This is a genomic window from Candidatus Enterovibrio escicola, from assembly GCF_002464935.1.
Taxonomy (GTDB): Bacteria; Pseudomonadota; Gammaproteobacteria; order Enterobacterales; family Vibrionaceae; genus Enterovibrio; species Enterovibrio escicola.
The window spans coordinates 176841-196946 of the sequence record NZ_NBYY01000009.1 but is presented as its reverse complement, the minus strand read 5'-3'; the positions used below and the strand labels follow the sequence as shown (position 1 = coordinate 196946).

At 40.4% G+C, this 20106-nt stretch carries 9 protein-coding genes and 6 pseudogenes; 10 read left to right on the top strand and 5 right to left on the bottom strand.

Annotated elements, in window-relative coordinates; translation table 11 throughout:
• Positions 1-103: 103 nt before the first annotated feature.
• From recB to BTN49_RS17125, 3 genes and pseudogenes are all read left to right on the top strand, one after another.
• Positions 104-3664 carry an exodeoxyribonuclease V subunit beta gene (gene recB / locus BTN49_RS02525; protein ID WP_097355877.1) on the top strand — a complete coding sequence of 1187 codons (3561 nt, stop codon included), beginning with the start codon at positions 104-106 and terminating at the stop codon, positions 3662-3664.
• On the top strand, positions 3648-5678 hold the full coding sequence (recD, locus tag BTN49_RS02520) for an exodeoxyribonuclease V subunit alpha (RefSeq protein WP_097355876.1): 2031 nt from the start codon (positions 3648-3650) through the stop codon (positions 5676-5678). Before recB ends, recD begins: the two co-directional genes overlap by 17 nt.
• A 125-nt stretch (positions 5679-5803) precedes the next feature.
• A pseudogene (locus BTN49_RS17125) lies at positions 5804-6621 on the top strand (IS5 family transposase); the annotation flags it as partial.
• An 11-nt stretch (positions 6622-6632) separates the two neighbouring features.
• Here BTN49_RS17125 and BTN49_RS21745 read toward each other — a convergent pair.
• Positions 6633-7411, bottom strand: a pseudogene (locus BTN49_RS21745) (IS982 family transposase); the annotation flags it as partial.
• Positions 7412-7523: 112 nt separating this feature from the next.
• On the bottom strand, positions 7524-8711 hold the full coding sequence (gene tyrS / locus BTN49_RS02505) for a tyrosine--tRNA ligase (protein ID WP_097355873.1): 1188 nt from the start codon (positions 8709-8711) through the stop codon (positions 7524-7526).
• A 651-nt stretch (positions 8712-9362) separates the two neighbouring features.
• On the opposite strand from tyrS, the pseudogene BTN49_RS02500 reads away from it, so the two are divergent.
• Positions 9363-10206, top strand: a pseudogene (locus BTN49_RS02500) (IS5 family transposase).
• A gap of 86 nt (positions 10207-10292) precedes the next feature.
• On the opposite strand, the gene BTN49_RS02495 reads toward BTN49_RS02500, so the two are convergent.
• Positions 10293-10997, bottom strand: a complete 705-nt coding sequence (locus tag BTN49_RS02495; RefSeq protein WP_097355872.1) for a 5'-methylthioadenosine/adenosylhomocysteine nucleosidase — start codon at positions 10995-10997, stop codon at positions 10293-10295.
• A gap of 662 nt (positions 10998-11659) precedes the next feature.
• Between BTN49_RS02495 and BTN49_RS21740 the strand changes: the two are divergent.
• Positions 11660-12469, top strand: a pseudogene (locus tag BTN49_RS21740) (IS982 family transposase).
• 270 nt (positions 12470-12739) lie between these two features.
• The gene (locus BTN49_RS13735; protein WP_158523572.1) at positions 12740-12907 is read left to right on the top strand and encodes a hypothetical protein; all 168 of its coding nucleotides are present in this window, start codon (positions 12740-12742) and stop codon (positions 12905-12907) included.
• A 334-nt stretch (positions 12908-13241) separates the two neighbouring features.
• Here the strand turns inward: BTN49_RS13735 and BTN49_RS17115 are convergent, their stop codons facing one another.
• Positions 13242-13346: an IS1 family transposase gene (locus BTN49_RS17115; RefSeq protein WP_146679074.1), complete on the bottom strand. Its 105-nt coding sequence runs from the start codon at positions 13344-13346 to the stop codon at positions 13242-13244.
• A 421-nt stretch (positions 13347-13767) separates the two neighbouring features.
• On the opposite strand from BTN49_RS17115, the pseudogene BTN49_RS02485 reads away from it, so the two are divergent.
• The 4 genes and pseudogenes from BTN49_RS02485 to BTN49_RS02470 all read left to right on the top strand — a co-directional run bounded on the left by BTN49_RS02485 (position 13768) and on the right by BTN49_RS02470 (position 18724).
• A pseudogene (locus BTN49_RS02485) lies at positions 13768-14688 on the top strand (IS5 family transposase).
• A 123-nt stretch (positions 14689-14811) separates the two neighbouring features.
• Positions 14812-15579, top strand: a pseudogene (locus BTN49_RS02480) (IS30 family transposase).
• Between the two features lie 152 nt (positions 15580-15731).
• Positions 15732-16961 carry an ATP-dependent RNA helicase SrmB gene (srmB, locus tag BTN49_RS02475; protein WP_097355871.1) on the top strand — a complete coding sequence of 410 codons (1230 nt, stop codon included), beginning with the start codon at positions 15732-15734 and terminating at the stop codon, positions 16959-16961.
• Between the two features lie 242 nt (positions 16962-17203).
• Entirely contained in the window at positions 17204-18724 is a 1521-nt protein-coding gene (locus BTN49_RS02470) for an alanine/glycine:cation symporter family protein (RefSeq protein ID WP_097355870.1), read from the top strand.
• Between the two features lie 247 nt (positions 18725-18971).
• On the opposite strand, the gene yaaA is transcribed toward BTN49_RS02470, so the two are convergent.
• On the bottom strand, positions 18972-19754 hold the full coding sequence (gene yaaA, locus BTN49_RS02465; protein WP_097355869.1) for a peroxide stress protein YaaA: 783 nt from the start codon (positions 19752-19754) through the stop codon (positions 18972-18974).
• Positions 19755-20106: the final 352 nt, after the last annotated feature.

Genomic DNA, 20106 nt, shown 5'->3' with positions numbered 1-20106 from the left:
GTATCTCTTAATCTGTAAATAGCATTAGTAGGTCTATTTACATTACAAATTGTCGATGCACTGATAAAATAACAGGCATATTTCAATATCGAGTCGGTTACTCATGCAAAACCAAACTCTCCATACCCTGTCTTTTCCGCTTCATGGTCAGCGATTAATTGAAGCTTCTGCAGGTACGGGAAAAACCTTTACGATTGCTGGGCTTTATCTCCGTTTACTACTTGGACATGGCTCGAAAGAAACGGCACATCAAATCCCGCTTACCGTCGACAAGATATTAGTGGTAACTTTTACTGAGGCGGCGACACAAGAGTTAAAAAATAGAATTCGTGAACGGATACATGATGCGCGTTTGGCATTTAGTAGGGGAAAAAGTGGTAATCCTGCGATACAGCCATTGCTTGATGCAATGGCAAATCACTCTGATGGAGAACGATTGTTGCTTCAAGCAGAGCGACAAATGGATGAATCTGCCATCTACACTATTCATGGGTTTTGCCGGCGCATGTTGGCTCAAAATGCGTTTGAATCAGGCAGTTTGTTTACCACCGAGTTTTTAACCGACGAAACAGCCCTGCATGAGCGTGCGGTCGCAGACTTTTGGCGGCAACAATTTTATCCACTTGCGAGATCACTTGTTGGTGTGGTTAGTGGTTATTGGAATGGACCCTCTGCATTGTTGAAAGAAATTAGTATGTACCTCTCGGGGCCGTTGGTGACTATAAGTGCTCCACTTATGCCTGATGATTTGGCTGCTTTGCACAAAAGAAATCTTCAACGTATCGATGACGTAAAAATAAAATGGCTCGAAGCTGTAAACAATTTGGAATTGTTAATTTACAGTTCTGGTGTGGATAAGCGCATTTATAATAAACGTACATTGCCAAATTGGTTAGCTGAAATAAGCAAGTGGGCCAATCAACCGACGTCTCATTACTGTCTTCCTACCAAGTTTAATCGATTTTCAGCGAATACATTGTCTGAGAAAACTAAGAAAGGCGAAGCCCCTCAACATCCTGTGTTTGAAGCAATTGATAGATTACTTGCAAAACCGTTTACATTGAAAGATATGTTAACTGCTCACGCTATCCGAGAAGTACGCTACCTTCTTGCACAGGAAAAACGTCGATCTGGTAGGCTTTCGTTTGATGAATTATTATCGCAACTGGCTGAATCTCTTCGGAAAGACAATGGGAAACTACTTGCCACTTGTATTCGTACCTTATACCCCGTTGCGATGATCGATGAATTCCAAGATACTGATCCACAGCAATATCAAATTTTTAGTGATATATATGCAAATTCACCACATTGTGGTTTGTTTATGATAGGTGATCCAAAACAGGCTATTTACGCGTTCCGTGGTGCTGATATTTTTACTTATATTCATGCGCGTCGTCAGGTAGAAAACCATTATAATCTTTCTACTAACTGGCGTTCGACGGCAGACATGGTTGCGGCAGTAAACCATGTCTTTAAACATGCTTATGCTCCGTTTATCTATGAAGAGGATATCCCGTTCCTAGCAGTTGAACATTCGCCTAACTCAAACTGTCGCTATTGGAGTTTGAACGGTGAAACTCAGGTGGCAATGACGTTTTGGTTGGAGGAAGGCACCGACCTACAAACAAAAAATGACTATGAAGAAAAAATGGCTTCTGCCACAGCCAGTAGTATTCATCAAATACTTGGTGCAGCAATAGAAAAGCGTGCTTATTTTTACAACGGAAAACGGAATATTAAAGTGAAGGCCAATAATATTACGGTGCTGGTACGAACGAGAAGTGAAGCGGTCAAAGTTAAGCAGGCGTTGGCACGGCAAGATATTTTGTCGGTGTATTTGTCGAACCGAGACAGTGTCTTTGTCAGCCCGTTAGCCCTAGACCTTCAACGTTTGTTAACTGCGGTATTGACCCCTGATAATGATCGTGCATTACGTACTGCACTTGCCAGTAGATTGTTTGCTCTCACTGCGAAAGATATCGACACATTGAACCATGATGAGGAAATGTGGGAACGTGTGGTGATTGAATTTTCTACCTATCAAACGATATGGTTTAATCGGGGTGTTCTGCCTATGCTGAGGAAAGTGATACAGCACCGTATGATTGCCGAACGCTTATTATGTGAGGAAAATGGCGACCGATTACTTACGGATTTACTTCATTTGGGTGAATTACTACAACAAGAAAGCCAGACTCTAGATAGCCATCATGCGCTTCTTCGCTGGTTAGTAGATCATATCGACAGTCCCAATGGTAACTGCGAAGAACAACAAGTACGGTTGGAGTCTGAACGTGATTTAGTAAGAATCGTCACCATTCACAAGTCAAAAGGGCTGGAATACGGTCTAGTTTATCTGCCATTTTCTTGCAACTTTCGTCCGTCTGATCGTCCATTTTTTCATAAAAATGACAGTACCCCGGTCTTGGAGTTGACGAACTCAGAATTTGCTATTGAGATGTCAGATAGAGAGCGTTTAGCCGAAGATCTTCGCCTGATTTATGTCGCGCTCACTCGTGCAATATACGGTTGTTTCATAGGTCTTGCTCCACTGAAAAATGGTCGTAGGTCTTATGGGGATACTGGGTTGCACAAATCAGCTATGGGATATCTAATACAACGAGGGATACCTGCAGATGTGGAAGGACTGCATACTGCGGTTTCCTCGCTATTAGAAGGACAAGTACATATGAGGGTTACGCCTCCCCCCTGTAATGAAATGGGAAAATTGCCATTTATAGATGGTTATACTAATTTGTTGTCCGCTCGCATTTTTAAAGGTTCTATTCGTAATCACTGGAAACTAACCAGCTACTCGAGACTGGTAAATCAAGGGTATCCCTCGTCGTTGTCTGAACTTACAAAGTTTGATGTATATGCAAAAGAAGAACTACTTTTAGAATCTGATAAGACCCTTGAGACTTGCGCATCCATCTTTCAGTTTCCCTGTGGTAAGAGACATGGCACCTTTCTGCATACCTTGTTTGAACATGTTTCATTCTGGCAAGATATGTACCACGAAGACGTGGAAAACATGATTCGCCATGCGCTTTCGCTGGAAAACTACGATGAGGCGTGGACTCCTGTGCTACAAAAACTGCTGACTGATGTGGTGTCACATCCTCTGAATGACGGGTTAACACTGTCCAAAATCGATGATGTGGCACGACTGACGGAAATGGAATTTATCATGCCATTGGATAGTCTTCAGTGTAATCGTGTTAATCGCCATATTAAACGCTATGACACCCTTTCCGCGAAGGCGGGGGATCTTAAATTTGATACCGTCAGTGGAATGCTAAAAGGCTTTATTGACTTAGTCTTCTGCTGGAAAGGTCGCTATTATGTGGTGGATTGGAAATCGAACTACTTAGGTGATTCATCTGCTGATTATACTAAAGACGCACTCGCTTCTGCCATGGTAGAGCATCGCTATGATTTCCAATACCAAATTTATTCACTAGCTCTACACCGATTTCTAAGTCAGCGACTTGTAGATTACGATATTACGAAACATTTTGGTGGCGTGTATTACCTTTTTATCCGTGGAATTGAAGCGGATATGCAACACGGTATTTTCTATATTAAACCTTCGAAAGCTCTGATTGATGGGTTAGATACGTTATTTAATAATGGAGTAAGTAATGCTGACGAGTCGTGAATTGCTTCAGTTCCTCTATCATCGTCGAACTATTCGTGCTATTGACCGTCAGTTCGCCCTTTTTATTGGACAACAATTGGGTGACTTAGATATAGCCATGGTGGGATGGGCAGCATTGGTGAGTTATGAACTGGGTAAAGGGAACGTCTGTATCGATTTATCGTCTCTAGATGTGGCTAGATTGTTTGATCTACCTGCCTCTGATTCTGCTCGTGTGGTAGAATTACTTAAGCCTCAAAATGCTATAGATATGTTCTTACGGGTTTCAGTTGTTGGGAATGGTGATACAGCTTCACCTCTAGTGCTTGATGGTACACGACTCTATTTACACCGCTATTGGTGTGCTGAACGTTGTGTTGCCAATGAAATTAAAAAGCGTGCTGTACTTATCAAAGTAGCGTGCGATCCTAAATCAATACTGGATGATTTGTTTGCACCAGATATTGCAGATCTAAAAATACACTATGCTGATTGGGAAAGTGATGTGAATCTTAGCCACGTTGATCGGCAGCAAAAGCTGGTAGATTACCTTGATATAACCTCACCAGAACAGGTTGATTTTGGGGCTCTCGTAGCCTTGTTGAAAATTAATGTTAATATGAGTGAATACCTTGCGTTGATACCAGATAGTATGCGGTTGAATTGGCAGAAGGTTGCGGCAGCTGTGGCCTTGTGCTATCGATTTTCTGTAATTTCTGGTGGACCTGGAACTGGAAAAACCACTACGGTTGCTAAGTTGCTCGCAGCACTGATTTTTAGCAGTGATAAACCGACTGACCTTGAAATTAAGTTAGTAGCCCCCACGGGGAAAGCAGCTAATCGCTTGGCTAAATCTATAAGTCAGGCGTTGGTGAATTTACCGGTATCTCAAAGTCTTCGGGAGAAAATTCCTATACAAGCATCAACTATTCACAGCCTATTGGGCGTTATAATGAACCGAGTTAAATTCCGACACTACGAAGGTAACAGGCTGCATTTAGATATCTTGGTAGTGGACGAAGCTTCGATGGTCGATTTGCCTTTAATGGCCAGATTGCTGTCAGCCTTGCCTGATCATGCTCGGGTTATTTTATTGGGAGATCGCGATCAGCTGGCTTCAGTGGAAGCGGGGGCAGTGCTGGGTGATATTTGTATAAATGCAAAAAATATTTATAGTGCGACATGTGCGGAACAACTTTCAGCCTTAACAGGCTTTTCTTTGGCATGCTTCAACGCGAACCAGCCTGTAACTGACAGTGTTTGTTTGCTAAAAAAAAGTTATCGATTCCATACCAAGTCAGGTGTCGGTCAATTGGCGTTTGCGATCAATGCCGGAGACTCACGTCGTCTACAACAGATCTTTGCACAAGGCTATGATGACATTGCATTTCATGAGATGGATAGTGATGTGTATACAGCTGCGGTTCATCAAGCAGTTGAAGGATATCGTGAGTACCTTAACGCGTTATCGATGGGAGAAACGATGTCAGCAGTTCTCCATAAATTTTCCGCGGTGCGCTTGTTATGTGCACTTTCTGAAGGTCAATTTGGTGTTGCGGGTTTTAATCGTGAAATCGAAAATGCACTTGTGAAAGAAAGGCTTATCATTCTTGGAAAAGAAAAATCTTATCTTGGTCGACCCGTCATGGTTACTCAAAATGATCATGGTCTCGGTTTGTATAATGGTGATATTGGTATCGTTGTTAAGCAGGAGGATAGTTTGCGGGTGGTGTTTGAAATGCCGAATGGTAGACTTAAAACTTTCCTGCCAAGTCGCTTACCAGAGCATAAAACAGCGTATGCAATAACTATCCATAAATCTCAAGGGTCGGAGTTTTCTCACATTATCCTAGTCTTACCACCAATGCCGACACCAGTGATGACACGGGAACTAGTATATACTGGGGTAACGCGAGCAATAGAAATGCTAGATATTTATGCCACCTGCTCCAGTTTGGAGATCGCTGTTAGACGTAAAACGCATCGTTTCAGCGGGCTCGCAGAGGCGTTGTCTACCCCTTTAAACTTATGTTAGGGCTTTTTTCCATCGCTGTTGGTTGTCGAGTCCTTATTGAATATCAGGTGACGTTGTTTTCTGAATATTTGAACTAATCTCAATGCCTACGATCAGATCATCATGGAATTAAGCGGGAGGTGATGATGGGAAAGGCCAAGCATAAGATCGGCAACTGGAAACAATATAATCAAGCATGAGTCAACCGTCGCTTAGTGACTTTCTGGATAGCCATCGCTATTATTAAGGTATTGCATGCTCTAAAGCATCACGGTCATCGTGGCTGTGGGTTTATATTTTAGGATACCGAGATTGAAATGACACTGATGGTGAAAGCTATCTTTAAGTTCCCATTCCGTGGATTAAAAATCTTTCTAAATTCGGTTTTTATATTGATGAATGTCCCGATGATATCCCCTACATACACCTGCATTAGTAAGCGTTTGAAGACCATAAAAGTTAAGTACCGTTTGCCGAGTCGAGGAGCTGTCGCCCACGTCGTTATTGATGCTACAGGTCTAAAAATATACTATGAAGGTAAATGGAAAAAGCGTAAACACGGTAAGGAGAAGCAGTGCATCTGGCGCAAACTTCATCTTGCCGTTGATGTATCTACTCATGAGGTTATTTCTACAGAAGTTAGCTTAGTTTCTGTGGATGACAATGAGGTTTTACCTATATTGCTTAACCTATTACGACGAAAGATACAACAAGTCAGTACTAATGGAGCCCATGGGACAAGAGCATGTCACCACATACTGAAGAACAAAGGAATAACGCCCACTATACCACCTGGAAGTAACGCGGAGTACTGGTAGGAGTGCATCCTAGAAATGAAGCTGTAAAAGTGTTGAAGGATCGCAAACTGGCGGAGTAGAAAAAGGACAGAGATTATGACAAATGCTCATTAACAGAAACAGCGATGTTTTGCTATAAAAAGTTACTCAGCCCTAAACTTACTCTTTGTAATTAACCTCAGGTCTGCATAAGCGCTTGCTTATCAAGCTGAATCATCTTGATGCTCGGCTTCTTTAGTTGAAATGAATACGCGATGAACCACGCCATCAAGTTGCCCATAAAGCTGATACAACTACGGTGCCGAGAATTCTTAATTTGGGATATGTTTTTTAGTTGGTCAAAAACGGTTTCAATAATAAATCGATTCCGGAGCATCAGGCGGCTCCAAAGTTTCATCACTTTGGGTTTCATGTTTTTTCATACCCGTTATCAGTGTCACTCCCTTGTCTGCAAGTTTCCGCTCCAATGAACCAGATATATAACCTTTCTCTCTGTATAAACACGTCAAAGCTCGTCAACCATTTCCGATACAGGCTTTCTATCATACACGTTAACCGTCGTCACTTTGACTAAGATAATGCCACTTTTATCATTGATATAAGGTATCATTTGAAGTCGTAGAACCACCCCATCGTTATTTTTCCTCGCATCGAGATACCTTTAAAAACCTGAAGTCTTAGAATGGTATGTTGTGATATACTTGTAGTGTAGACGAATTAGCGAAGGCAATCCCTGTCGGCCTTGCCTTACGGTGAGTGAGGTAATAGCAAAGAGGAACCAAAATACCTTGCATGAGTATTCGCGTTTAGATGACTAATTCAGGAAATTCATTGGTGAGATAGCGGTAAACAAACGTGGATGTAATCGGTTTTAAAGTCTCGATACCCAGATTAATGGAAAGATATCACTATTATCATCACTTCGCTAACTGAGAGGAGAGAAGGCTTATTTTTTCTTTAACACCGTAAAACATCAGGTACTTTTCTTAAACAGGAAGTCGATTGAGAAGAAGTGCTGAAGAGTTGATTATCAGATAAGAGCAGTATTGAATAGGCGTATATTTTATGATCATGCCAGCGTGATACGAGCAAATCTACGCTTACCGACTTGGTAAACCGCAGTACCTACAGCAGGTATTAGCTTGGTATCATCAACTTTTTCTCCATTTATCTTCACACCTCCTTGTCGGATCATACGCATTGCATCTGAGGTGGAACCTACCAAATCTGCATTTTTTAGCAGGTTGGCAATCGCTAAACCATGGTGGAAGGAAAACTCAGATATTTCATGCGGTATTGCACCTTTCTGGAAACGGTTGTTGAAATTTGCTTCTACCACTTCCGCATCCACTTCAAGGTGGAAACGTACCAGAATTTCTTTCGCTAACGCAATTTTCACATCTCGGGGATTTTTCCCGTTTATAATATCAGTTTTTAACTGCTCAATTTCGTTCAACGATCGGAAAGATAGCAGTTCATAGTAATTCCACATCAAATCATCTGGAATAGACATTATCTTACCAAACATCTCATCAGGTGCATCGCTAATACCAATGTAGTTATTGGCTGACTTGGACATCTTTCTAACTCCGTCCAAACCTATCAGCAGAGGCATCGTTATCACAATCTGTAGAGATTGATCGTTTTTTCTCTGCAATTCACGCCCCATCAATAAGTTAAATTTCTGATCGGTACCTCCTAATTCAATATCAGCTTCCAGAGCCACTGAGTCATATCCTTGCAGCAACGGGTAAATGAATTCGTGAATAGAGATTGGTTGCTTGTTGCTGTAACGCTTTTTAAAATCGTCACGTTCAAGCATCCGCGCAACCGTAGAGCTTGCTGCTAGACGGATCATACCCTCAGTCCCCAACTGCCGTAACCAGTTTGAGTTGAATTCAATACGGGTTTTTTCAGGGTCTAGAATTTTGAAAATCTGTTCTTTGTAGGTTTCTGCGTTACTCAGAACCTGCTCACGGCTCAGCGTAGGGCGTGTGAAATTTTTTCCACTTGGGTCTCCGACCATTGCGGTATAGTCACCGATGAGGAAGATTACTTCATGACCCAACACTTGGAATGTACGCAGTTTATTTATTATCACAGTGTGACCCAAGTGAATGTCGGGTGCCGTTGGATCTGCACCCATCTTGATACGAAGAGGACGGTTCTCTTTTAGTTTTGTAATTAACGCTTCTTCTGTAATCAATTCCTCCACACCACGTTTAATTTCAGCTAACGCGGCCTCAATACTCGTCATAGTTTATCGCTCCTCCAAAATAAGAAATCTTTCGTAAAATAACATATTACTTGAATCGCTATGATTCTTGAAATCAGTTAGACTTATATACTCAATCAACTTGAATATTCTTGATTTTTAATCAAATGAAGATCAGGCTACGCGCAATGAAACTGACTTTGACTTAAGAAGTAAAAATAAACACTCGAAACTTATCAGGATACAACTCGTGATGGTCGAGTCCGAGATCACATAAACTCGGAACTGCTACGCCCTCCGTTAAGTGAAATGCACAGGTGTTATATCTTAAACTGCTATTAAATACTCTGAAAGAACATTGTTCGGAGAGCGATACCAAAAACTCGCTCTACCACGTGTGTTTAGGCTATGTTTTATCTTGGTAATTTCCTCATTACTGATTTCGTTGAAGTCAGTTCCTCTTGGTGAGAGTTTCCTTGTCAGACCATCTGTATGCTCATTTAGTCTCCGATCACTTGATCGATAAGGTTTAGTAAAATTTAAATCAACATCTGTTGATTTTAGCAACCTCCTTATTGACCGGCGAATTCTGTACTGTTGTCTGCCGTGAGAGTTTTGAAGGTGTAGTTTCCCAAATATCTGAACTAATCGCAATGCCTGCGATTAGTTCATCATGGAATTAAGCGGGAGGTGATGAGGGGAAAGGCCAAGCATAAGATCAGCAACTGGAAACAATATAATGAAGCATTAGTAAACCGAAGCTCAGTCACTTTTTGGATACCGTAATTGAAAGAACACTGATGGTGAAAGATATTTTTAATCTCTCTATTCGTGGATTATAAGGCTTTCTCAATTCGGTTTTTCCGTTGATGAGTATCCGCTGAGATCCCATACACACACGTGCATTAGCAAGAGATTAAAGACCATAGAAATTAAGTCCCGTTTGCCTACTAGAGGCGCTGTCGAGCACGTCGTTATTGACGCCACAGGCCTAAAAGTATACGGTGAAGGCGAATGGAAAACACGTAAACAGGATAAAAATAAGTGGCGTATTTGGCGTAAACTTCATCTTGCCGTTGATGTGTCTACTCATGAAGTTATTGCTGAAGAAATCAGCCTAGTCTCTGTAGGTGACAATGAGGTTTTAGCTACATTGCTTAACTCATTACGACGAAAGACTCAGCAAGTCAGTGCTGATGGAGCCAATGACACAAGAGCATGTCACCCCGTACTGAAAAAAAAAAGAATAACACCCAGTATTCCACCTCGAAGCAACGCGGGGTACTGGGAGGAAGGGCATCCTAGAAATGAGGCTGTAAAAGTGTTGAAAGAAGACAAACAGGCGGAGTGGAAAAAGGATAGGGCTTATCACAAACAATTATTAGCAGAGACAGCAATGTTTCGCTATAAACAGTTGCTCAGGACTAAACTCATTCTTCGTTATTATAATGCTCAAGTTAGTAAATGGCTGGCAAATATGAAAGCGATGAATAAAATTATAAGACTCGCTATGTTTGTTCGCCAACAAACAAATTAAGACTGTAAAAAAATTGGGATCAGTCCGTTATAGGCCTGATTTAATCCACAACACCGGCAAGATATCAAAATGTGTGGTGATTTCAGTCATCCTGAATCAAGTAAATAGATCATTTTTTCTATCAGTGTACTCGAGTTTTTTGCTGCCAATGGTAGGAACGTTTTAAACGTCGTTGGTGACTTTTTGTCGGCTAGATCGGAAATAGCTCGTATCACCACGAAGGGTACTCTGAACTGGTGACATGTTTGGGCAACAGCAGCCGCTTCCATTTCAACAGCTATCACATTCTGGAAGTGTTTACGAATGTAGTTTTTATGCTTATCGGTGTGAACAAAACTATCACCTGTGCAGATCATACCACGAACGGCATGCGGTATGGGTACCATTGAGGTTAGTGCTTTTTCTGCAACTTCCATCAATCTTTCATCAGATGTGAAAGTCGCAGGTTGACCAGCCATTTGACCTATAATGTAGTCAAAAGCAGTGACGTCGACATCGTGATATGCCACCTCGGTGGCCATCACGATATCACCTAAATCCAAAGAAGAATCGAAGCTTCCGGCAGAACCGATGTTAATGATCGTGGAGGGTTTAAATCGATCAAGCAGTACCGAGGTAGCAATGGCAGCGGCTACTTTACCAATGCCTGATTGAAGAAGAATGATATCCACATTGTTAAGTGTGCCAGTATAGAATTTGAGGCAATAAATTTCTTGTAGTTGACAATTGTTGATTTTGTATTTTAGTAGATTAATTTCTTGGTCTATGGCTCCTATGATACCAATCTTCATGTCTATTCTCATTTAGTTTTCAGGAATGTGCTGGATGTAGGATGGTAGCAAATTTGGGGATAAAAATACCCGTGTAAGCACGATTTCGTTGGGCAAGATTTGAAGTGAGTTTAAAATGCCTACTGTAGCTGTCTACTTTTATCAATCACGTCGATCTTCAAGATTGAATTGCGCACGGTATTTCTACCGGAAAGAATCTACTTCTGGAGATCTGGTAAGGGATATTAACGCCGACTTAAATTAATCTATTTTACGCTATTATAGCGGATCCAGAATTGACTTACCAATGTAATTAATTTCACTTATTTCCAGTGTCTAAGATTGCAGGTACTACACTTGTTTCCTTTTTACCTTTAAAGCAATAACTTTCACCACTGACCTTAAGGTTAGGTTTTTTGTGTGGAACGGTTAAATAATAAGTTTAGAAATTCAGGTGGACTATAAATCTCCTCCCAATTCGGTATCGATAATGCTCTATTTGGAATGTATTTTCTCGTTAATAAAGAACGGTCATCGATGATAAATTAACCTGAGCTGCGCATAAGAAATAAACTGAATGCCCCAGTCACAATCTGATCGTTTAAAAAGAACTATCGACCGAATCAGGACTTGGCATGAATAACTTAGACGCTGTTTTCGTCGATATTGACGACTTCTACTAGATTTTCCTCTCTGCATGAGAAAAACACCTAATTTCTTCCGGTGTCAAACAAAGAAACAAACGTTCTTACCTCTCAGTTAGCGGAGTGATGACGATAGGGATAATCTTTCATCAATTTTGGTATTGATACTTCAAAACCTATTACATTCACTTTGTTTTCTTCTTACTCACCAACGAATTTCCTGAATTACTTAGCTACACGCGAATGTTCAAGCTCATACAGGCTCTTCTGGTTCCAATTTATTTCACCGTCAGGGATTACCTTCGTTGATTCGTCTAAGCTACAGGTTTGTCACAACCTACGCATTCTCAGACATCAGGTTTTTAAAGGTACTGCGAAGCGAGAAAAAGGAACGATGGGGTGGTTTTACGGTTTCCAATTACACCTCATTATCAATGACCAAGGTGGTATTATCTCAGTCAAAGTGACGACGGCTAACTTGGATGATAGAAAGCTTGTATCGGAAATGGTTGATGAGCTTTGGAGTGTTTATACGGAGATAAAGGTTATATCGCCACTCCATTTGAGTGGGAACTTGCAGACAAGGGAGTGACACTGATAACGGGTATGAAAAAATATGAAACCCAAAGTGATGAAACTTTGGAACCGCTTGATACTCCGAAAATGATTTATTATTAAAACCGTTTTTACCCAACTAAAAAATATATCACAATCGAGCATTCTCAGCACCGTAGTTGTATTAGTTTTATGGGTAACTTGCTGGCATAGCTCATCGCGTATTCATTTCAACTAAAGAAGCTGAGCATCAAGATGACTCAGTTTTATAAGCAAGGGCTTATGCAGACCTGAGGTTAATTATAATGATAAAGTTAGTGAAGCGCTATCAAATGTAAAAGCGATGAACAAAGTTCTAAGACTCGGTATGCCTATTTTCCAGCAGACAAATTAAGACTGTAAAAGGAATTGAGATCAGTGCGTTATAAGATCGATTTAATCAACAACACCGTAAATTAGCGCATTGTATCGCCCGTGAAGAGATCAATGCTAATGAATATCAAACTAGAGTTTTGCAACGTGCGATGTTATTCGACTATAAAGGGGTGTAATAACAGGAAGAGAATGCTTGGAGAATATAGATTTATTGTAGAAATCACAGCATATCAATCTACCTCAGGGTCAACGTCTGATTGGTGGGGTAAACAAGGACGATTGACGACAGCCCCCATACTGTTATTTCAGGGATCCGGTGAGGATAACCTAAGCATTGGCAGCGTGATCTTGCCATGAATATAAATGGGGTATGATTCAAATCAGTTTTCTGCAACAAGAGGCACAGAAAGGTACGGTATCACAATGAATTGAAGGAAGTGGTAGGGTAGCTCGGTGGGTGATTGGGACTATTATGGAAAAGTAAACTGTTTTCGTTCCAAGTTACACCTAAAAACGTATTGAATTTATACGAAAATTTCGCTAAAGGTAGGATGCTAAGACAACCATGTAAATAGACTTGCAATAGTTATCCTTTATTTAGAGTCTACGGAAGACGTGGTATGAAATATAGAATTGTAACTGTTAGATGTTTGATTATATTTGCTCATGTATTTAATAAGTTGATTATGATTTAAATGGAATATTCACGTTCAATGAATGTAGCAATCACTTTGTCGTGTATTTCCGTTAATTTTAAGTATCTAATCGTTTTCAGATTGAGTCGTTTAAAGTGTATCTAGAGGGTTAAATTGCCCCTCTTATTATGAGTTGTGTTATAGAGATTGCCAACAATTTATTTTATCTTCGGAAAGGATATCGTATATATTGAGACCCTTCATCTATCAAAATGTAACATTAAATATGGATAACCGATTGATAAATAAATTGAATATTTTTCTTCCACAATAACAAAATGCGTGAGTAATGATTTTTCTTTAATCTAGGCTCCCAAGCATACCCCCAAATTCAGATAATAACTGAGATACTTATGCTCTATCGTAGATAGAGTAAGCCAACTAAGTGTTGTTGATTAAATTAAATGCATAATGCATTGATCCAAATCTTTTTTACAGTCTTAATTGGTGTTATTTTCCAAATATCTGAACTAATCACAATTCCTACGATCAGATCATCATGGAATTAAGCTGGAGGTGATGATGGGAAAGGCCCAGCACAAGATCAGCAGCTGGTAACAATATAATCAAGCATTAGTAAACTGAGGCTCAGTCACTTTTTGGTATAGAAGACACTACTATTAAGGTATGGTATTTTAAGGTATGGTATTGTCTAAAGCATCATGGTCATCGTGGGCATGGGTTTATATTTTCGGATATCTCGATTGAAACGGCATTGATGGTGAAAGGTATTTTTAAGCGCCCACGTCGGGGATTAGAAGGCTTTCTCAATTCAGTTTTTACGTTGATGAATATCCTGCTGAAATTTCCTACATACACCTGCATTAGTAAGCGATCGAAGACCGTAGAAAGTAAGTATCGTTTGCCGAGTTGAGGAGCAGTTATCCACGTCGTTATTGATACCACAGGCCTAAAAGTATACGGAGAAAGCAAATGGAAAATACATAAAGACGGCAAGGAGAAGCGACGTATCTGTCGCAAACTTCATCTTGCCGTTGATGTGTCTACTCATGAAGTTATTGCTGAAGAAATCAGCCTAGTTTCTGTAGGTGACAATGAGGTTTTACCTACATTTTTCCACCCATTCCGATGAAAGATACAGCAAGTCAGTGCTGATGGAGCCTATGACACAAGAGCATATCACCACGTACTGAAAAAGAAAGGAATAACGCCCAGTATTCCACCTCGAAGTACCGCGGGGTACAGGGAGGAAAGAAATTCTAAAAATGAAGCTGTACAGGCGTTGAAAGGAACAAACCGTCGGAGTCGAAAAAGGACAGGGATTATCATAAACGCTCATTAGCAGAGACAGCCATGTGTCGTTATGAACAGTTGTTTGCTCCTGAACTCACTCTTCGTAATTGCCATGCTCAAGTTAGTAAAGCGCTGGTAAATATGAAAGGGATGAATAAAGTTATAAGACTCAGTATACCTGTTCGCTAGCAGATAAATTAAGACTGTAAAAAAGATTGGGAGCAGTACGTTATAGGCCTAATTCAATCAACAAAATCAGCCAATTCTAGAAAGTAGTACGCTCTTCTCTCCAAGAAAATAAGCAGTACTAGCATAAATTATCAGCAGTTGGTTGCGGGAAGAAGTACCAAATTAAAGCTCTTTTAAAACGTGGAATTCCAGTGGCGGATATCGCAAAGGAAATCAAGCTTCAGAGTTTCCCAGTTTATTGAGAGCTGAAAAGGTGACCGTAATAACGGTTACTTATTGCTCTAAAATTGCTCAAAATATATCGGTGAATAATCGTAAGCTAACAAGCAACTACAAGATATCAATAAATAAAAGAGTTTTCGTTTATCTGTTACTTGAAAACAACTGGAGTCTCTGACTAGATATCGCACGCACTAACTAATGTAGGAGCGTCCGTCCACCATTAGTGGATTTATTATTTTGTCGCAGCCGATAAATAGTAAGGAGGCAAGATCTATCGTCATGATATTAGCACGTAAGAGCTGGTTTTATTTAATTAAAACAGTGGCATTAAAATCGGCAGAGGATGTCACTACAGCGATAATTGATTTACTAATTCCATACAAAAAGGATGACCATACGATTATGGCAGATAATAGTCGAGAGTTTATTCATCATGAAAGATAGCAAAAGCTGTGGATGTTGAGATTTACTTTATCCACCCTTATTTTTAAGGGGAACGAGGAGAAAATGCTAATGGGCTTTTGAGACCGTACGTAAAGAAAGGAGACAGATTTAAGAATGTTCACCAATAAAGAGATTACCTTGGCTCAAGTAGGGATCGATCATCGGCCTAAGAAACGTTTAGGGTTTAAGAAGTTTACCGTTGTTTTTAAAAAATTACGTAAGTAGCTTAATTTAAAATTAACACACTTCAGACCTGAATTTAGGCGTATTCCGACAACCTTAATTGCATTAACCAGAGGTTTTATAATCACAACGTGATAATCGTACTTGAAAGAGCCTCTATATTTCGCTCCTTATTTTTGGTGGAGAAAGAACACATGATAACTTTTGCTGAACTAGAACTGGATCCACAACTCCTCTTAGCGCTGAAAGAAATGGGCTTTGAGCGACCAACATCAATTCAGGCTGATGTAATTCCTCATGCTATGGACGGCCGTGATATACTGGCTTCAGCACCAACAGGAACAGGTAAAACCGCTGCGTTTTTGCTTCCAGCACTGCAACATCTGCTAGATTTTCCGAGAAATAAAATGGGCTCTGCACGGGTATTAATCCTAACTCCAACCCGTGAACTAGCGAACCAAGTAGCGGATCATGCCTGTGAACTGGCGAAACATACCGTATTGAAAATCATGACCATCACTGGTGGTATCTCTTATCAAAAACATGCAGAGGCCCTCAGTAAAACCCAAGATATCGTAGTTGCGACGCCTGGTCGTCTGATGGAATACATTGAAGCTGAACGTTTCAACTGTCGCGCGATAGAAAGTTTGATACTAGATGAGGCTGACCGTATGTTGGACATGGGCTTTAGCTCAATCGTTGATCGCGTGTCAGAAGAATGTCACGGGCGTAAACAGAGTTTTCTGTGCTCAGCAACGCTTGAAGGTAAAGGAATACTTGATTTCAAACAAAAGATCCTCACCAATCAGGTCGAAATAACTGTATCACCACCACGTCGTGAACGTAAAAAAATCACACAATGGTACCTTCGCTGTGATGATCTAAAGCACAAAAACACATTGCTAACTACAATACTGGCAGACCAAGTTCAACGTGCAATCATCTTTGTGAAAACCCGCGAACGTTTGGCCGTACTACGTGATGTCCTAGAAGCTCGCAAAACTAAATGTGGTTGGCTGCAAGGCGAAATGGCACAAGTTAAACGTATCAATGCCATCAGGCGCTTCTCCAATGGTGAAATTAATATTTTACTAGCTACTGATGTCGCTGCACGCGGGATCGACATTCTGGATATCAGCCATGTTATTAACTACGATTTGCCACACACAGCCGAAGTTTATTTACACCGTATTGGTCGTACCGCCCGGGCTGGTAAAAAAGGCAGTGCCATTTCCTTGGTAGAAGCACACGATCAATCCATGATGGATCGCATTAGTCGTTATATGGATGAGGCGATAAAGGAACGTTATGTAGAAGGGCTAAAACCGTCACATAAAAAACCGAACTTTAAAAAGAAAAAGAAAAAAGTGCGAAATAAAGTCACTACCGAGAAAGTAAAAATGAGGAATAAGAAAGCAAAATAACTGAATAGCTTATTAGGATGTAACTCCATAAAATCGTGTTAATCAGCTTCCAGCTTCACATCCTAATGTGTTTATTCAATCGCTCTGTTTCCAAGTAAATTATTCGTATTGGAATACGTATTTTACGAGTGAAGACGATAATCATAACTGATTATATTAATAATGAATAGCATTTAGGACTAATCCTGATCATCGATCAAAAACTATTCTGATCAGAGAATCATAATAAAAAGGATCTTGTAATGCAATCTTTTGTGGATGTTCTAAATAGCATAATTTGGAGTCCAGTCCTAATTTACATGTGTTTAAGTACGGGATTGTTCTATTCTATCCTGACACGCTTTGTTCAGTTGCGTCAATTCAACGAAATGCGTCATCTGATATTTTCAGGGAAAAGCTCTGGAAAAGGCATTTCCTCATTTCAAGCGCTAGCAATATCACTCTCTGGTCGGGTCGGTACCGGTAACATTGCAGGGGTTGCAACGGCAATTGGATTTGGTGGTCCTGGAGCCGTATTTTGGATGTGGGTGGTTACCTTCCTAGGTGCAGCAACTGCCTACACCGAATCGGCATTAGCACAAATTTATAAAGAAGAAGATAACGGCGAATTTCGAGGTGGCCCTGCTTACTACATTGAAAAATCCATGTGTAAAAAATGGTATGCATGGATTTTCGCGATAGCGACCATATTTGCGTGTGGTGTACTGCTGCCAGGTGTTCAGTCAAACAGCATCGGTAATGCTATCGAAGCTGCCTTTGGCTCAGGTGATATGATTGATACCGCCATCGGAACTTTCAGCACAGCAAAAATCATCACGGGTGCCGTTATTTCAGTGATGCTCAGCTTAATCATTTTTGGAGGTGTGGAACGTATCGCTAACTTCACCCAAATCGTAGTTCCTTTTATGGCACTGGCTTACGTCATTATCGCGTTTGTGATTATTTTACTCAATATTACTGAAGTTCCCAACATTATTTATCTAATTGTCGCCGATGCTTTTTCACCAATGGCGGGATTCGGTGCAGCAATTGGTTGGGGTGTTAAACGTGGCATTTACTCCAATGAAGCAGGACAAGGAACAGGCCCACATGCGGCGGCGGCGGCAAATGTGGAGCATCCCGCACAGCAAGGGTTAGTACAAGCCTTTTCAATTTACATTGATACTCTTCTGATCTGCTCAGCGACAGCTTTTATGATACTGATCACGGGTGCATACAATGTACACGGAACTGAAGGATTCATCATTCAAAATATGGCATCTGACATCATGGCTAATGGCCCTATATTTACGCAGCTTGCCATTGAAAGGACTCTGCCTGGTTTTGGTAAACTATTTATTGCAATCGTGCTATTCTTTTTCGCGTTCACTACCATTTTAGCGTATTATTATATCGCGGAAACTAACGTGGCATATCTTCGAAGAAGAATTAAAATTCCATACCTGACATTTGTACTGAGAGTGATATTAGTGTCAGTCGCTTTCTATGGTACAATCAGAACCGCGAATTTAGCGTGGGCTATAGGAGATATAGGTGTTGGTCTGATGGCGTGGCTTAATATCGTAGGGATTATAACCATTTTCTTCATCAGTAAACCAGCAATAAAGGCACTGAAGGATTATGAACGTCAGCAAAAAGAAGGCTTGGTTAATTATGCCTTCGATCCTGTTAAATTGGGGATTAAAAATGCAGACTATTGGGAGCGCCGTCATGAACGTGGTATTTGTAATCAGAAATCGTCTGAAGAAACTGAAATTAATTAATCTGACTTTATAAGTATGTCTATAAAATCGGACAAAAAATGACACCTAGGATAACGCCAGTAAACGGGTTTTACGGAATGCACTTATGTCGGTGTTAGATGGCTGTTAGATAGCAAATAGACTGTGTGTTTTCCTTGAAAAATAAACTGTTGAGCTCTGAAGCCGACTACCTTCATCTTATTCAGGTATATAGGGTTGGTGCTTGAAATCCTGTCTATGAAACGAGTAGGATTTTTTATCCCTCAAGTTAAATACTATTATTATTTTTTCGTATGAACACAATCTCTTTGTCGCTTGATTCTTCAGCGTAGTACTCGTAACCTGCTCGGTTAAATGCCTTCAACCCTTCCACACTATCAATACGCTTATCGATGATATAGCGCGCCATCATACCACGGGCTTTTTTAGCAAAGAAACTAACCACTTTATACTGACCCTTGTTGTAATCTTTAAAGACAAGCGTAATAACGGGTGCTTTTAACATCATAGGTTTGATTACTTTGAAGTATTCCTTCGACGCGAGATTTACTAGAATGCAATCATTTTGGCTTAATATCACCTCATTCAATCTGTTGGTGATGATATCTCCCCAGAACTGATACAGATTACTACCACGTTCATTCGACAGCTTCGTGCCCATTTCCAAACGGTAGGGTTGCATCAAATCTAGCGGACGGAGCAAACCATACAAACCTGACAAAATGCGCAAGTGATTTTGAGCCCAAGAGAAGTCTGCATCACTCATAGTTTCTGATTTAAGGCTTGTATATACATCCCCTTTAAATGCTAGTATCGCCTGACGTGAGTTTTCTGTGGTGAATTTTGGATCCCATTCTGAGAACCGTATCGCATTAAAACCTGCAATTTTATCACTAACATTCATCAGATCTGAAATATCGGCAGACGTGAGTTTACAACAGACCTCAATCAGAGCTTCAGCATGCTTGATCAGCATAGGTTGTGTAAAACGTTTTGTTGCCAATGGTGATTTAAAATCTAAGCTTTTTGCAGGAGAAACCACAACCAACATAATGTTATTCCTTTCATTTTTATATTACTAGAGTTTATCATAGAAAAAATCTATATAACGAAGCATGCCTTTCCAGATGGTTTAGATTTAATCTTCCTACTCCTTCTTTTCTACTCGAACCCCATCGGAAATTTTAACTAAAATGAGATACTCATTCTGATTAAAAATATCTAGATATTGATGGTTATGTGGCTAGGAAACTTTGCTCTGTTTAAGTTACGTGTATCGGTGCTAGCCAATTCCACCACCTTGCCTAGAGAAGTTGTATAGATATAATGTTTATCAAAACAATAAAACCCACCACGTATATGCCATAGCCCACACAACAAGACAGTCAGTCAGTATATCAAAT

Coding starts and splice junctions, on each gene's coding strand:
- BTN49_RS02495 (WP_097355872.1), bottom strand. CDS start 10,997: ATGAAGATTGGTATCATAGGAGCCATAGACCAAGAAATTAATCTACTA.
- recD (WP_097355876.1), top strand. CDS start 3,648: ATGCTGACGAGTCGTGAATTGCTTCAGTTCCTCTATCATCGTCGAACT.
- recB (WP_097355877.1), top strand. CDS start 104: ATGCAAAACCAAACTCTCCATACCCTGTCTTTTCCGCTTCATGGTCAG.
- yaaA (WP_097355869.1), bottom strand. CDS start 19,754: ATGTTGGTTGTGGTTTCTCCTGCAAAAAGCTTAGATTTTAAATCACCA.
- BTN49_RS13735 (WP_158523572.1), top strand. CDS start 12,740: ATGCTTGGAGAATATAGATTTATTGTAGAAATCACAGCATATCAATCT.
- tyrS (WP_097355873.1), bottom strand. CDS start 8,711: ATGACGAGTATTGAGGCCGCGTTAGCTGAAATTAAACGTGGTGTGGAG.
- srmB (WP_097355871.1), top strand. CDS start 15,732: ATGATAACTTTTGCTGAACTAGAACTGGATCCACAACTCCTCTTAGCG.
- BTN49_RS02470 (WP_097355870.1), top strand. CDS start 17,204: ATGCAATCTTTTGTGGATGTTCTAAATAGCATAATTTGGAGTCCAGTC.